The 14,363-nt window shown below is 70.7% G+C and carries 16 protein-coding genes; 10 read left to right on the top strand and 6 right to left on the bottom strand.

The features are described 5' to 3' along the window. Positions 1-14 precede the first annotated feature (14 nt). The 4 genes from ACQ5SO_RS11475 to ACQ5SO_RS11490 all read left to right on the top strand — a co-directional run bounded on the left by ACQ5SO_RS11475 (position 15) and on the right by ACQ5SO_RS11490 (position 3,184). Complete coding sequence (locus ACQ5SO_RS11475; protein ID WP_430941740.1) at positions 15-449, top strand: cupin domain-containing protein; 435 nt, start codon at positions 15-17, stop codon at positions 447-449. Positions 450-510: 61 nt separating this feature from the next. Continuing rightward, positions 511-1,686 (top strand): ABC transporter substrate-binding protein, encoded by a 1,176-nt coding sequence (locus tag ACQ5SO_RS11480; RefSeq protein WP_430941741.1) that lies wholly within the window; start codon positions 511-513, stop codon positions 1,684-1,686. Between the two features lie 275 nt (positions 1,687-1,961). Continuing rightward, positions 1,962-2,411: a cupin domain-containing protein gene (locus ACQ5SO_RS11485; protein ID WP_430941742.1), complete on the top strand. Its 450-nt coding sequence runs from the start codon at positions 1,962-1,964 to the stop codon at positions 2,409-2,411. Next, complete coding sequence (locus tag ACQ5SO_RS11490; RefSeq protein WP_430941743.1) at positions 2,408-3,184, top strand: SDR family NAD(P)-dependent oxidoreductase; 777 nt, start codon at positions 2,408-2,410, stop codon at positions 3,182-3,184. The genes ACQ5SO_RS11485 and ACQ5SO_RS11490 overlap by 4 nt, the downstream gene beginning before the upstream one ends. 74 nt (positions 3,185-3,258) lie before the next feature. On the opposite strand, the gene ACQ5SO_RS11495 is transcribed toward ACQ5SO_RS11490, so the two are convergent. Next, entirely contained in the window at positions 3,259-3,759 is a 501-nt protein-coding gene (locus ACQ5SO_RS11495) for a MarR family winged helix-turn-helix transcriptional regulator (protein WP_430941744.1), read from the bottom strand. A 104-nt stretch (positions 3,760-3,863) separates the two neighbouring features. Then, on the bottom strand, positions 3,864-4,301 hold the full coding sequence (locus ACQ5SO_RS11500; protein WP_430941745.1) for an acyl-CoA thioesterase: 438 nt from the start codon (positions 4,299-4,301) through the stop codon (positions 3,864-3,866). Between the two features lie 232 nt (positions 4,302-4,533). Here ACQ5SO_RS11500 and ACQ5SO_RS11505 point away from each other — a divergent pair, with 232 nt between their 5' ends. The 5 genes from ACQ5SO_RS11505 to ACQ5SO_RS11525 all read left to right on the top strand — a co-directional run bounded on the left by ACQ5SO_RS11505 (position 4,534) and on the right by ACQ5SO_RS11525 (position 9,506). Next, entirely contained in the window at positions 4,534-6,813 is a 2,280-nt protein-coding gene (locus ACQ5SO_RS11505; RefSeq protein WP_430941746.1) for a bifunctional salicylyl-CoA 5-hydroxylase/oxidoreductase, read from the top strand. Beyond that, complete coding sequence (locus tag ACQ5SO_RS11510; RefSeq protein ID WP_430941747.1) at positions 6,810-7,595, top strand: SDR family NAD(P)-dependent oxidoreductase; 786 nt, start codon at positions 6,810-6,812, stop codon at positions 7,593-7,595. Before ACQ5SO_RS11505 ends, ACQ5SO_RS11510 begins: the two co-directional genes overlap by 4 nt. After that, positions 7,592-8,059: an acyl-CoA thioesterase gene (locus ACQ5SO_RS11515; RefSeq protein ID WP_430941748.1), complete on the top strand. Its 468-nt coding sequence runs from the start codon at positions 7,592-7,594 to the stop codon at positions 8,057-8,059. The genes ACQ5SO_RS11510 and ACQ5SO_RS11515 overlap by 4 nt, the downstream gene beginning before the upstream one ends. Then, positions 8,056-8,469 carry a RidA family protein gene (locus tag ACQ5SO_RS11520; protein WP_430941749.1) on the top strand — a complete coding sequence of 138 codons (414 nt, stop codon included), beginning with the start codon at positions 8,056-8,058 and terminating at the stop codon, positions 8,467-8,469. The genes ACQ5SO_RS11515 and ACQ5SO_RS11520 overlap by 4 nt, the downstream gene beginning before the upstream one ends. 269 nt (positions 8,470-8,738) lie before the next feature. Further along, positions 8,739-9,506 carry an SDR family NAD(P)-dependent oxidoreductase gene (locus ACQ5SO_RS11525; protein ID WP_430941750.1) on the top strand — a complete coding sequence of 256 codons (768 nt, stop codon included), beginning with the start codon at positions 8,739-8,741 and terminating at the stop codon, positions 9,504-9,506. Positions 9,507-9,543: 37 nt separating this feature from the next. On the opposite strand, the gene ACQ5SO_RS11530 is transcribed toward ACQ5SO_RS11525, so the two are convergent. Further along, entirely contained in the window at positions 9,544-10,380 is an 837-nt protein-coding gene (locus ACQ5SO_RS11530) for a glycosyltransferase family 2 protein (RefSeq protein WP_430941751.1), read from the bottom strand. A 266-nt stretch (positions 10,381-10,646) separates the two neighbouring features. Here ACQ5SO_RS11530 and ACQ5SO_RS11535 point away from each other — a divergent pair, with 266 nt between their 5' ends. Then, the gene (locus ACQ5SO_RS11535; RefSeq protein ID WP_430941752.1) at positions 10,647-11,357 is read left to right on the top strand and encodes a class I SAM-dependent methyltransferase; all 711 of its coding nucleotides are present in this window, start codon (positions 10,647-10,649) and stop codon (positions 11,355-11,357) included. A 20-nt stretch (positions 11,358-11,377) separates the two neighbouring features. On the opposite strand, the gene ACQ5SO_RS11540 is transcribed toward ACQ5SO_RS11535, so the two are convergent. From ACQ5SO_RS11540 to gmd, 3 genes are read right to left on the bottom strand one after another with little or no spacing between them, the layout of a single operon-like run. After that, positions 11,378-12,244, bottom strand: a complete 867-nt coding sequence (locus ACQ5SO_RS11540; RefSeq protein WP_430941753.1) for a glycosyltransferase family 2 protein — start codon at positions 12,242-12,244, stop codon at positions 11,378-11,380. Next, a complete protein-coding gene (locus tag ACQ5SO_RS11545) occupies positions 12,241-13,302 on the bottom strand; it encodes a GDP-L-fucose synthase family protein (protein ID WP_430941754.1) in 1,062 nt (353 codons plus the stop codon). The genes ACQ5SO_RS11540 and ACQ5SO_RS11545 overlap by 4 nt, the downstream gene beginning before the upstream one ends. Beyond that, complete coding sequence (gene gmd, locus ACQ5SO_RS11550) at positions 13,295-14,359, bottom strand: GDP-mannose 4,6-dehydratase (RefSeq protein ID WP_430941755.1); 1,065 nt, start codon at positions 14,357-14,359, stop codon at positions 13,295-13,297. The genes ACQ5SO_RS11545 and gmd overlap by 8 nt, the downstream gene beginning before the upstream one ends. Between the last annotated feature and the right edge of the window lie 4 nt (positions 14,360-14,363).

Raw genomic sequence — 14,363 nt, forward strand, 5'->3', positions numbered from 1 at the left:
CAAGGAGCATCCCCATGAAAGCTGAAGTCACCCCCGCCGCCGGTTCCGTCGAAGGCGTCGTCTGGGACGTCCTCGGGCAGACCTACGTGCCGAAATCCCGCTGCGAGTCCTCGACCTCCTGGCACGCGACCCTGCCCGCGGGCACCTTCGTTCCGCCCCACATCCACCCGGGCCAGGACGAGTTCGTCTACATCCTGACCGGCGAGCTGGAATACATCCTCGACGGCAAGGAAGGCGTCGCGAAACCCGGCGACATGCTGTGCATGCCCAAGGGCATCCCGCACGGCCTGTTCAACCGCTCGGGCGCCGAGGTCACGACCCTGTTCTGGGTCTCCCCCTCCGACAAGATCTGGGAGCTGTTCTGCACCCTCGACGGCATGAGCGACCCCGAGGCGGTCGTGAAGGCCTCGGCCGAGTGCAACGTGGACTTCCTGCCCCCCGCCGAGTGACGGCCCCGCGCCGCCCCGGCCCGGGGCGGCGCATCCCCCTGATTTTCCAAGGAGAACGCCCGTGACCAAAGCCCTCAAATCCGCCGTCGCCGCCCTCGCCCTCTCCGCCGCGGGGGCTCTGCCCGCCCATGCGCTGTCCGAGGACGGCAAGGTCCGCGTCGGCCTGCTCTACACCCTCTCCGGCCCCGCCGCGATCCTCGGCGAGCAGTCCCGCGACGGGTTCCTGCTGGCCCTCGAGAAACTCGGCGGCACGCTCGGCGGGCTCGAGGTCGAGCTGCACGTGATCGATGACGAGCAGAAGCCCGACCTCGCCGTCTCCCGCGCGCGCGAGCTGGTCGAAAGCGACAAGGTGGACTTCGTCGTCGGCCCGATCTTCTCCAACGTGCTCTACGCCATCCTGCCGAGCGTGACCGAGAGCGCGTTCCTCATCTCCACCAATGCCGGCACGTCCCTCCTGGCGGGCGCGGAGTGCAACGAGAACCTCTTCGTCACCTCCTACCAGAACGACCAGATCCACCAGGTTTCCGGCGAATACGCGCAGGAGCAGGGCTACCCCACCGCCTACCTGATCACGCCGAACTACCAGGCGGGCAAGGACGCGATGGCGGGCTTCAAGCGGTCCTTCAAGGGCGAGATCCTGGGCGAGACGCTGGTGCCGCTGGGGCAGCTCGACTACTCGGGCGAGCTTGCGCAGATCGCCGCCGCCCAGCCCGCCGCGATCTACGCCTTCATGCCCGGCGGCATGGGCGTGAACTTCGTCAAGCAGTTCAAGATGTCCGGCCTCGACTACATCCCGTTCCTGTCGGCCTTCACGGTGGACGAGTCGACCCTGCCCGCGCAGAAGGACGCCGCGCTCGGCATGTTCTCGGGCGCCAACTGGGCCCCGGATCTCGACACGCCGCAGAACGTCGAATTTACCAAGGAATATGTCCAGAAATACGACCGCGTGCCCGCCTCCTTCGCCTTCCAGGCCTATGACGCGGCGCTGCTGATCGACAGCGCGATCAAGGGGGTCGAGGGCGACCTGTCGGACATGGACAAGGTGCGCGACGCGCTCGAGGCCGCCGACTTCACCTCGCTGCGCGGGGACTTCAAGTTCTCCTCGAACCACTTCCCGGTGCAGGACTTCTACCTGACCACGGTGGTGGAGCGCGAAGACGGCAAGTACGCGACCTCGATCGTCAAGACCATCTTCGACGACTACGTCGATCCCTACGTCGCCGACTGCAAGATGTAAGCCCCGGCGCGGGCGCCTCGTCCGGGAGGCGCCCGCCAGGACCGGCGGGGCGCGGAGTTCAGGCCGCGCCTCCCTCGCGTTGCGTGTTGCGGCGCAGCAGCCCGCCCCCCCGTCGCTCCGGGGGCGGAGCGCTGCGCCGCGCGTATCCCCCTAGGCGCGTTGCGTCCTATTATTTTATGTTTGAAATTTAGAACTTTGAAGCTTACCCAAGTGGGACCGCCGCACCGCGCGGCCCGCGACACAGCCCCGCCCGACACAACCCAGGAGGAGACCCCATGACCGACGCCGCCGCCCCCGACGCCCCCGCCCGCGCCGTCCCCGTCGTCACCCGCGCGACCGACCTGTCCGACCAGACCAACCAGTCCGGCGACTGCGTGCGCCGCTCGGGCGTCAGCCCCCAGCACACGCCCGCCACCAAGATCTGGTTTGGCCGCGTGAGCAACGAGCCCGGCCACCGCTCGCCCCCCCATCACCACGAGCATTGCGAGACCGGGGGCTATGTCCTCTCCGGCCATGGCCGCATCTATTTCGGCGATGATTACAAGGAGTTCGTGGACCTCTACGAGGGCGACTTCGTGTTCGTCCCCCCCTTCATGCCGCATGTCGAGGTGAACATGAGCACCGAGAACGAGCTCGTCTGGCTCACCTGCCGCACACCGGACAACCTGGTGACCAACCTGCCCGACGTGCCGGACAGCGCCCTCGAAGGGTTCCGCGCGAAATGAGCGCGCTGGCGGGACGCACCGCCCTGGTCACCGGCGCCGGCCGGGGCCAGGGGGCGGTCGAGGCCGAGACCCTGGCGCGCGCCGGGGCCGCGGTCTGGCTCTGCGACGTGCTGGTGGAGGAGGGCGAGGCGAAGGCCGAGGCCCTGCGGGCCGAGGGGCTGGACGCGACCTTCCTCAAGCTCGACGTCACCTCGGACGCCGAGTGGCAGGCCGCGCTGACCGCCGCCGCCGCCGCCACTGGGCGCGTGGACGTGCTGGTCAACAATGCCGGGATCATCAGCCGCAAGATCATCGCGGACATGACCCCCGAGGACTGGCGCAAGGTGCTGGACGTCAACCTCACCGGCGCCTTCCTCGGCGTGCGCCGCGCGGCGCCGATGATGGCGGCTTCGGGCGGCGGGTCGATCGTCAACATCGCCTCGAACAGCGCCTTCTCGGGCCATTACGACGCCGCCTATACCGCGTCGAAATGGGGGCTGCGGGGCCTGACCCGCTCGGCGGCGATGGAGTTCGCGCGCAGCGGCGTGCGGGTCAATTCCGTCTGCCCCGGGCTGATCGAGACCGAGCTCAACCGCGGCTCGCCGCACCTCAAGCCGATGATCGAGATGACGCCGATGGGCCGCTCCGGCGGGGCCGAGGAGGTGGCGCAGCTGGTGCTGTTCCTCGCCTCGGACGCATCCAGCTTCATCACCGGCGAGGATTTCGTCATCGACGGCGGCTTCACCGCCGGCGCCGCCTATCGGCGGGTGGCGCAGGAAACCGGGCTGCTCTGACCGCCCCGAGCCCAAGCGAAAAGGGCGGCCCCGCGCGGGGCCGCCCTTTTTCCGTTCCGCAAGGCGGTGGGACCTCAGCCCTGCGCCTTGTGCCGCAGGTCGAGCATGATCGAGATCGCCCGCGCCACGTCCCCTTCCGGGACGTTCTCGAACAGCCCGTCGATCCAGGACAGGTGCGCCGCGGCCATGTCATCCATCAGCGCCGCGCCCTTGGGGGTGATCTTGATCAGGAAGGCCCGCCGGTCGGTCGCCACCGGGTTGCGCTCGGCCAGGCCCTCCCGGGTCAGCCGGTCCACGATGCCGGTCACGTTGCCGTTCGACACCATCAGCTGCTGCGACAGGTCGCCCATCTTCAGCCCCTCGGGGGCCGCATGAAGCGCGGCGAGCACGTCAAAGCGCGGCAGGGTCATGTCGTAATTGGCCCGCAGCCGCTCGCGCAGGTCGTTCTCGACATAACGCACGGCCTTGAGCATCTGCAGCCAGAGCCGCAGCCGCTGGCGGGCGAGGGCGAGGTCTTCGGGACCGCGCGCGATCGGCTCGGCGGCGGCGGGCGCGGCGTCGGGCTGGGGGCTCATGGACGATCTCGCTCGTGTCTCAGCTGCGGACGAAGCGGGGGAACGCCCCCCGCGACCGTTATTCGACGTATCAAATTTCCCCGCCTGAACCAAAGCGGATTTCGTCACGCCGCCGGTTCCGCCGCAGCCTCGGCCGCCGGTTCCATCAGCGCCTCGAGCCCCGCGCGGCAGTCATCCGGCCAGGGATGCGACTTGTGATCGACGGTCGAGGTCATCACGATCCGCTGCTCGATGGTCCAGATCACGTCCTCGCCGACCTTCACCACCGTCCACAGGTCCAGCGACGCGCGCCCCACCTTCTTCGGCGTCACCGTGAAGGTCAGGATGTCGCCATAGACCGCCGGTTTCTTGAACTCGATATGCATGGTGACCGAGGGCAGCCCGAGGCGGCGCACCTCCATCAGCTCCTTCCATTCCACGCCGAAGGACTGGAACATCTCCTCGTTCACGTCGACCAGCATCGACAGGTAGGCGGGGTGATAGGCGATGCCGGTCAGGTCGCAATCGCCGAAGCGCATCCGCTTGGAGGTGGTGAAGGGCATGTCGGCCTCGTCCTTGTGATGGGGCGGCCCCGGGGCCGCGTTTTGCTTTAAGCCTAAACTTTCATGCGCCGCGCCCCCGGTCAAGCCTTGCGGCGCGGCGCGACCCCCTGCCCCGCCGGAATCCGCCGCGGGATTTATTTTAGGCTTGAAGCAAATCGGGCCGCCTGCTAGCACTGACTCATGCCAGACGAAGGGCCGCCTCCCCCGGCCCGACACCAGGAGAAGCCGCGCCATGAAGATCGCCGTGCTGGGCGGGGGGCCGTCCGGGCTCTACTTCGCCATCTCGATGAAGCTGCGCGACGCCGCGCACCAGATCGACGTCTACGAGCGCAACCGCGCCGACGACACCTTCGGCTGGGGCGTCGTGCTGTCGGACGAGACCATGCGCAACTTCGCGGGCAACGACCCCGTGTCGGACGAGATGATCCGCTCCAACTTCGCCTACTGGGACGACGTGAAGGTGATCCGGGGCGAGGAGAGCATGACCTCGGGCGGCCACGGCTTCTGCGGCATCGGCCGCAAGAAGCTGCTGCTGCTGCTGCAGGAGCGCGCGCGCCAGCTGGGCGTGAACCTCCACTTCGAGGCCGACACCGGCGAGGAGGCCATCGAGGCCCTGCGCGCCGAATGCGATCTCGTGGTCGCCTCGGACGGGCTGAACTCGAAGACGCGCACGCTCTACGCCGATCAGTTCAAGCCCGAGATCGACATGCGCCGGAACCACTTCGTGTGGCTCGGCACGAAGGCGAAATTCGACGACGCCTTCACCTTCATCTTCGAGGAGACCGAGCACGGCTGGGTCTGGGCGCACGCCTACCAGTTCGACGACGACACGGCGACCTTCATCGTCGAATGCGGGCCGGAGGCGTTCGAGGCGTTCGGCTTCGCGGACATGACCCAGGCCGAAAGCATCGCGCTGTGCGAGAAGCTCTTCGCCCGGCACCTCGATGGTCACAGCCTGATGACCAACGCGAACCACATCCGCGGCTCGGCCTGGATCCGCTTCCCGCGGGTGACCTGCGAAAACTGGTACACCGGCAACGTGGTGCTGCTGGGCGACGCCTCGGCCACGGCGCATTTCTCCATCGGCTCGGGCTCGAAACTGGGCATGGAAAGCGCCATCGCCCTGGCCGACGAACTCCATGCCGGCAAGCCGCTGGAACAGGCGCTCCATGACTACCAGGAGGAGCGCAAGCTCCAGGTCCTGCGCGTCACCTCGGCCGCCCGCAACTCGACCGAGTGGTTCGAGGAGATCGAGCGTTACCTGCCCCTCGACATGATGCAGTTCAACTACGCGCTGCTCACCCGGTCCCAGCGCATCAGCCACGAGAACCTGCGCCTGCGCGACCCCGAATGGCTCGCCTCGGCCGAGGCGTGGTTCCAGGGCAAGGCGGGCGGCCAGGCGGCGCGCTCCCCGATGTTCGCGCCCTGGCAGATGCGCGGCATGGCGCTGAAGAACCGCGTCGTGGTGTCCCCGATGGCGCAGTACAAGGCGAAGGACGGGAACCCGACCGACTGGCATTTCGTGCATTACGCCGAGCGCGCCAAGGGCGGCGCGGGCCTCGTCTTCACCGAGATGCTGTGCGTGAGCATGGAGGGCCGCATCACCCCCGGCTGCCCCTGCCTGACGGACGCGCAGGTCCCCGCCTGGGCGCGCCTGGCCGAGTTCGTCCATGCCGAGACGGACGCCAAGATCTGCGCCCAGATCGGCCATGCGGGCCGCAAGGGCTCGACCCGCCTCGCCTGGGACGGGATCGACCAGCCGCTGCCGGAAGGCAACTGGCCGCTCCTCTCCGCCTCCGCCATCCCGCTGATGGAGGGGAACGTGGTCCCGAAGGCCATGGACCGCGCCGACATGGACCGGGTGAAGGGTGAATTCGTCGCCGCCGTGCAGGCCGCCGACAAGGCCGGCTTCGACATGATCGAGATGCACGCAGCCCATGGCTACCTGCTCGCCAGCTTCCTGTCCCCCGTCACCAACAAGCGCGAGGACGCGTACGGCGGCAGCCTCGAGAACCGCCTGCGCTTCCCCCTCGAAGTGTTCAACGCCATGCGCGCCGCCTGGCCCGAGGCCAGGCCGATGACGGTGCGCATCTCGGCCCATGACTGGATGGGCGACGAGGGCGTGACCCCGGAAGAGGCCGTCCACATCGCCGCCGCCTTCAAATCCGCCGGGGCGGATGCGATCAACGTCTCCTCGGGCCAGACCGACAAGGCCGAGCAGCCGATTTATGGCCGCATGTTCCAGGCCCCGTTCTCGGACCGCATCCGCAACGAGCTTTCGGTCCCCACCATGGTCGCGGGCAACATCTATGAGCCGGACCACGTCAACTCGATCCTGATGGCGGGGCGCGCGGACCTGGTGCTGCTGGCCCGCCCGCATCTCGCCGATCCCTACTGGACGCTGCACGCGGCGGTGGAGCTTGGCGACGGTGCGCAGGACTGGCCCGCGCCGTACGAGGGCGGGCGGCGGCAGGCGATCACCCTCGCCGAACGCGCCAAGGCGATGGCATGAGCGGGGCGGATGCCGGGGGCGCCCCCGGCCCCCTTTCCGGCCCCCTCTCGGGCAAATCCGCGCTGGTGACCGGCGGCGGCTCGGGCGTCGGCGCGGCCATCGCCGCGGCGCTCGCCGGGGCGGGGGCGTCCGTCACCATCTGCGGGCGCCGCGAGGGGCCGCTGGCCGAGACCGCCGCCCGCATCGGCGCGACGCCCCTTGTCTGCGACGTGACGGACGAGGCCGCCCTCGCCGCCCTCTTCGCCGAGGCGGGCGGCTTCGACATCGTCATCGCCAATGCCGGGGCCTCCGAAAGCGCGCCCTTCGCGAAAACCTCGCTCTCGGCGTTCCGGCGGATGATGGACTCCAACCTCACCTCCGCCTTCCTCACCCTGCGGGAAGGCCTGCGAGGCATGGAGTCCCGCCCCTGGGGCCGCCTGGTCGCCATCGCCTCCACCGCCGGGGTGAAGGGCGCGGCCTACGTGGCGCCCTATGCCGCGGCCAAGCACGGGGTGGTGGGACTGGTCCGCTCCGCCGCGCAGGAGGTCGCGCGCAAGGGGATCACCGTCAACGCCCTCTGCCCCGGCTTCCTGGATACGGAGATGACCGACCGCTCCATCGCCAACATCGCCGCCACCACCGGCCGCAGCCCGGACCAGGCCCGCGCGGCGCTGGAGGCCGTGAGCCCCATGCGCCGCCTCGTCCCCCCCGAGGATGTGGCCGAGGCGGTCCTGTGGCTCTGCGCCCCCGGCTCCTCCATGGTCACCGGCCAGGCGATCCCGATCTGCGGAGGGGAGACATGACCCGCTTCTCCATCCGCCGCCAGGTCGAGTTCAACCACTGCGACCCCGCCGGCCTCGTGTTCTATCCGCGCTATTACGAGATGATCTCGGCGCTGGTCGAACGCTTCTTCGCAGAAGGCCTCGGCCATGACTGGTGCGAGATGGGCGATGCGGGCCTCTGCACCCCCATGGGCAAGATCGAGACGCGCTTCACCGCGCCCTCGCGCCTCGGGGACTGGCTCACGCTCTCGTTGGCCGTCTCCCGGCTCGGCCGCGCCTCGGTCGGCTTCGACCTCATGTGCGAGACCGCGGGCGGCCCCCGCTTCACCGGGTCCGCCACCTCGATCTGCGCCGACATGAAGGCGGGGCGGGCCCAGCCCTGGCCCGGGCCGATCCGCGCCGCCTTCACCCCCTGGCTTCCCATTCCCGGCGACGCCTCCTCCCCCGCCGCCGCCCCCGATATGCAGAAAGCAGCTTTCCGATGACCGACATGTCCCCCCACCGTTTCCTCAACCCCGACGACTGGACCCCGCCGCGCGGCTATGCCAACGGCGTGGTCTCGGAAGGGCGCATGCTGTTCACCGGCGGGCTGGTCGGCTGGAACGCCGAACAGAAGTTCGAGCGCACCGACCTCGTCGGCCAGTTCGAACAGGTGCTGGAGAACATCGTCGCCGTCCTCGAATGCGGCGGCGCGCGCCCCGAGCACCTGGTGCGGCTGACCTGGTACATCACCGACCGGGACGAGTACCTCGCGAACACGCGCGAGCTGGGCGCGGTCTACCGCCGGATCCTCGGGCGCCACTTCCCCGCCATGGCCGTGGTGCAGGTCGTGGCGCTGATGGAGGAGGCCGCGAAGATCGAGATCGAGGCCACCGCCGTCATCCCCCACGCCTGACCTTCGCGCCGGGCGCCGCCCGCCGAAGGCCCATGCCGCCCCCCCCCCGCGCCCGCCGCGGGGGGGTTTTGCGTGCGCGCCCGCGCGACGGGCGGCTTTCCCCCGCGGCAAGGGCGGCGCTCATGACGATCCCTCATGGCGTTCAGTGGCGCGGGCGGGCTGATCCGGGGCCCCGCGCGCGCCACGTTCTGCACCGAGGGCGGCGGGCCCCCTCCCCTCCTCCCCCCCCGCGCCGCCGCGATCCGACGCACAGAAGGAAAGGCCCCGCCATGCGCAAGATGCTCCAGGGACAGACCGCCATCATCACCGGCGCCAGCAAGGGGATCGGCCGCGCCATCGCCGAACTCTTCGCCGAGGAAGGCGCCAATGTCGTCATCACCGCCCGCCACGAGGGCCCGCTCAACGACACCGCCGAGGCGATCCGCGCAAGCGGCGGCCAGGCGCTGGCCGTGACCGCCGACAGCGCCGACCCGGACGCCCCCTCGGCCGTGTTCAAGGCCGCCATCGACGCCTTCGGCGAGGTCGACATCATGGTCAACAACGCCGGGGTCGGCGAGATGTTCGCGGTCGAGAAGACCACCGACGATCATTTCCAGCAGATCATGGACATCAACCTCGTCGGCCCGTTCCGCTTCTGCCGCGAGGCGATCAACCACATGATGCCGCGGGGCGAGGGGCGGATCATCAATGTCAGCTCGGTCAACGGCACGACCCCGATCTGCGGCGTCGCCTACACGACCACCAAGGGCGGCATCAACACCATGACCCTCAACATCGCCATGCGCCTGTCGGGCACGAAGATCCGCTGCAACGCCATCGCGCCGGGCGTCACCGACACCGACGCCGCCCGCGCCTGGGCGGCGGGCGAACAGGAAGGCGGCGGCGAGATGCTGGAGTTCTCGGACAAGTACACCAACACCACCGTCCCCTCGACCGAACCGATCGACCAGGCCTATGCCGCGCTCTACCTCGCGTCCGACATGGGCCGGGCGGTCACCGGCCAGGTGATCCAGGTCGATAACGGCCAGTTCCTCTGAAGACCGCGCGCGGGGGGCCGGGGGCGCCGGGCGCCGCTCAGCCCCCGCGCAGCCGCCGCAGCAGCCCCAGCGCCGCCATCCTGAGGCGCGAGCGCAGCAGCCGCGATCCATAGGCCGCCAGCAGCGCCCCCCTGCCCGCCCGGGCCGGGGGGTGCGCGCGCAGGTGCCGGGCCATGGAGCGGAACAGCTCCGCATAGGGCCGCCCCGTCGCGTAGCGGTCCGAGATCCGCGCCCCGTCATGCATCCGGTAGTGATAGAGCGCCTCGGGCACGTAGCTGTAATCGGGCATCCCCGACAGCGCCCGCAGCATGAAGTCGAGGTCCTGCATCCGGTCCAGCGCCGTGTTCCAGCGCATCCCCGCCGGCAGCGCCGCGCGGCGGAAGATGATGGCGGAGTTGGAGGGGCTGCGGAACCCGGTGACGAAGGCCTCGGGCGGGTAGTCGTTCGACACCCGGCGCAGCGGGCGCCCGTCGGCGTCCACCACCAGGTAATCGGCGATGCAGCAGGACGTCCCTTCCCGCTCCATCGCGCCGATCTGGGTCGAGAGCTTTTCGGGCGGGATCGCGTCGTCGGAATCGAGGAACAGCAGGAAGGCGCCCGCGGCCATCTCCATCCCCCGGTTGCGCGCCGCGCAGGCGCCGGCATTGGCCTGGCGGACGGCGCGCACCGCCTTGCCCGGCGGATGCGCCGCCGCCGCCAGCGCCGTGCACAGCGCGAAGCTGTCATCGGTGGAGCCGTCATCGACCAGGATCACCTCCACCGCCCCGTAATCCTGCGCAAGGCAGCTTTGCACCGTCGCGCCAAGCTCCGCCGCCCGGTTGTAGACCGGGATGACGATGGAGCAGAGCGGCGGCGGGGCGGCGGCGGCGGTCATCGGCGGGGCGGGCCTTCGGGCGCGGGCGGCGGGGATGCCGGCGGCGGGGATGCGGTGGGCGGGGCCCCGGCCGCGGGGAGGCGGGCGGCGGGGACGGGCTCGGCGGGACAGGGGCCCCAAGTCTTGACCCGAAACCGCCCGCCGCGCGACGGGGCGTCCCGCCGCGGCGCGGCCCCCTTCCCCTTCGCCCGCCGCTGGGGCATCGTTCGCGGGCGCGCCCGGGACGGACCCGGGGACCGGCGCCGACCGCGGGGGGGGGATCAAGCATGACCAGCAGCGCCAGGATGGCCGCGCGCAGGGTTCTTCGGGCGCTCAGGCCCGCCCGGACGGTGCGCCATTGCCCGATCTGCGGCTGGCGCGGCGCCCGGTTCGACACCGGCGGCACGGCGGCCAAGCAGCGGATCGACGCGCGCTGCCCCGGCTGCGGCGGGTTCGAACGCCACCGCCTCGCCTATCACGTGGCCGAAACCGCCGCCGAGCTCGACTTCTCGCGCGTGCTGCATGTCGCGCCGGAACGCGAGCTGTCGAAATGGCTCCGCGGCAAGGCGGCGGAGTACCTGAGCATCGACCTCTACAACGAGGCGATGGCGAAGATGGACGTCACAGACCTCGAGCTCGAGGACGGGTCCTACACGCTGTTCTGGGCCTCGCACGTGCTCGAACACGTCCCCGAGGACCGCAAGGCCATCGCCGAGATCCACCGCGTCCTCGCCCCCGGCGGCAAGGCGGTGATCCAGGTGCCGATCTGGCGGCTGAAGACCTTCGAGGACCCCTCCGCCACCACCCCCGAGCGGCGGCTGGAGCTGTTCTACCAGGACGATCACGTCCGGCTTTACGGCCTCGACATCATGGAGCGGTTCGAGGCCCAGGGCTTCCGCGCCGAGGTGGTCCGGGCGCAGGATTTCGGGCCCGAGACGCTGCTGACGCTCGGGCTGTCCTTCGCCTCGACCGACGAGGTGTTCATCTTCACCAAGTGATGGGCGGCGCCGCGCCCCCCTCAGCCCCGCGCCGCGCGCCAGGCCTTCAGGCGGCGATAGAGCAGGTAGGGCGGCCACCAGGCCGCGTGCAGCGCGGCGACCCAGGCCCGCCGCAGCCCCCCCGCGCCGGGGCGGTGCAGGGCGTGGATCCGCCGCTCCTCGCCCAGCCGGCGCGCCACCGAGGGCCAGTCGCGGCGCGAGCTGACGCCGCCGTCATCCATCGTCGCCAGCACGCCCCCCGGCAGGCGGCAGCGCGCCCCGGCCCGCATCGCGCGCAGGAAGAACTCGTAATCCATCGCCACCCGCCAGCCGCCGTCGAAGCCGCCGATCCGCTCGAACAGCGCCCGGCGGCAGAAGGCGCCCTGGTGGGGGATGGTGGTCTTCAGCTCGGTCTTCAGCCACAGGCCGGTGGCGCGGTAGGGCCGCCGCTCCGGGCCGATGGCGACGTCGCAGGACACGATCTGCTCGCCCGCCGCCGCCGCCGCGTGCAGGGCGGGGACGACACGGGCCAGCGCGTCCGGCCCGTCGAACAGGTCCCCGGCATGGAGGAACAGGATCCACTCGCCCCGCGCCAGCGCCGCGCCCTTGTTCATCGCGTCGGCGATGCCGCCGTCGGGCTCCGAGATCCAGCGGATCCCCTCGCGCCCCGCCAGCCACTCGGCCGTCCCGTCGGTCGAGCCGCCGTCGATCACGACATGCTCCACCGCGCCCGGCTCCACCGCGCCCGCCTCCACCGCGCCCGGGCCGCCCGCGCCCAGGGCCTGGGCGGCGACGCTTTCGGCGGTGCGCACGACCCCCGCGCGCACGTTGAAGGCCGCGGTGACGACCGAGACGAGCGGGCGCGGCGCCTCCGGCTCCGCGACCGGCGGGATCGGCGGCGCGCTCATCGCGGCGCGCCGCCCCTTGCGCCGTCCCGGGCCCCGCCCCGGGCGCCGCCCCGGGCGCCGAACGGGTCGTCCATCGCGGCCAGCGCGTCATGCAGCGCCTGCATCCCCGCCTCCAGCCCGATCGAGGGCCGCCAGCCGAGCGCCGCCATCCGCCCCACGTCCAGCCGCTTCAGCGGCGTGCCGTCGGGTTTCGACAGATCCCGCGTGACCTCGCCCGTCATCCCCGCGACCTTCATCGCCAGCCGCGCCAGCTCGAGGATCGAGACATCCTCGCCGCAGCCGAGATTCACCGTCCCCGCGTCGGAATAGCGTGTCATCAGGTGCACCAGCCCGTCGGCGCAGTCGTCGACATGCAGGAACTCGCGCCGCGGCGACCCGGTGCCCCAGATCTCGATGCTCTCGCGCCCCGCCGCCTTCGCCTCCATCGCCTTGCGCAGCAGGGCCGGCAGCACGTGGCTCCCCTCCGGGTCGTAATTGTCGCCCGGCCCGTAAAGGTTGGTGGGCATGGCCGAGATGAAGTCGCAGCCATGCTCGGCCCGGTAGGTCTCGGCCAGCTTCAGCCCGGCGATCTTGGCGATGGCGTAGCCCTCGTTGGTCTTCTCCAGCGGGCCGGTCAGCAGCGCGTCCTCGGTGATCGGCTGCGCCGCGTCGCGCGGATAGATGCAGGAGGAGCCGAGGAACAGCATCTTCTCCACGCCCGCCGCCCGCGCCGCCTCGGTGACGCTCGCCGCGATCATCAGGTTCTCGTACAGGAACGTGGCCGGGCGCGCGGCGTTGGCGAGGATCCCGCCGACGCGCGCCGCGGCCATGAACACCGCGTCAGGGCGCGCGCGCGTCATGAAGGCCAGCGTCGCGGCGGGATCGCGCAGGTCCAGCGTCTCGCGCCCCGCGGTCAGCACCTCGCACTCCTCGGCGGCGAGGCGCCGGACCAGCGCGGCGCCGACCATGCCGCGATGCCCGGCCACGAAGACCCGCTTGCCGCGCAGCGAGTAGAGGGGGGCGGGGGCCGCCTCGGCTTGGGCGGTCCCGGCGGCGGGGGCCTCGGTCCGGTCAGTCATTGCGTTCCACCCGGTCCCGCTCCTGCGCCACGACCTTCAGGTCGGCGCGCACCATCTCCTCGACCATCGCCTCGAAGGTCGTGGTCGGGCGCCAGCCCAGCACCCGTTCGGCCTTCGACGCGTCGCCGAGCAGCCTGTCCACCTCGGTCGGGCGGAAATAGCGCGGATCGACCCGCACAAGCGCCGCGCCGGTCGCGGCGTCGCGGCCGATCTCCTCCACCCCCGCGCCCTCCCAGGCGATGCGGCGGCCGACGCAGGCGAAGGCGGCCTCGACGAAGGCGCGCACGGTGAAGGCGCGGCCCGTCGCCAGCACGTAATCATCGGGCGCGTCCTGCTGCAGCATCCGCCACATGCCTTCCACGTAGTCGCGCGCATGGCCCCAGTCGCGCGAGGCGTCGAGATTGCCCAGGAACAGCTCCGCCTGCAGCCCCAGCTCGATCGCCGCCACCGCGCGGGTGATCTTGCGGGTCACGAAGGTCTCGCCGCGCAGCGGGCTTTCATGGTTGAACAGGATGCCGTTGGAGGCGTGCATCCCGTAGGCCTCGCGGTAATTCACCGTGATCCAGTAGGCATAGGCCTTGGCCGCGGCATAGGGCGAGCGGGGCCGGAAGGGCGTCGTCTCGGTCTGCGGCGTCTCCAGCACCTTGCCGTAGAGCTCGGAGGTCGAGGCCTGGTAGAAGCGCGCGGTCTTCTCCATCCCCAGGATGCGGATCGCCTCGAGCAGCCGCAGCGTGCCCAGCCCGTCGGCATTGGCGGTGTATTCGGGGGTCTCGAAGCTGACCTGGACATGGGACTGGGCGGCGAGGTTGTAGATCTCGTCCGGCTGCACCTCCTGCACGATGCGGATCAGGTTGGTGCTGTCGTTCATGTCGCCATAGTGCAGCCGCAGCCGCACGCCGGATTCGTGCGGGTCCTGGTAGAGGTGGTCGATCCGCCCGGTGTTGAACGAGGAGGACCGCCGCTTGATCCCGTGGACCATGTACCCCTTGGCGAGCAGCAGCTCCGCCAGGTAGGCGCCGTCCTGGCCGGTGACGCCGGTGATCAGCGCTGTCTTCATGTCG

It is taken from the genome of Rhodovulum sp. DZ06, from assembly GCF_050586345.1.
GTDB lineage: Bacteria > Pseudomonadota > Alphaproteobacteria > Rhodobacterales > Rhodobacteraceae > JBOCEF01.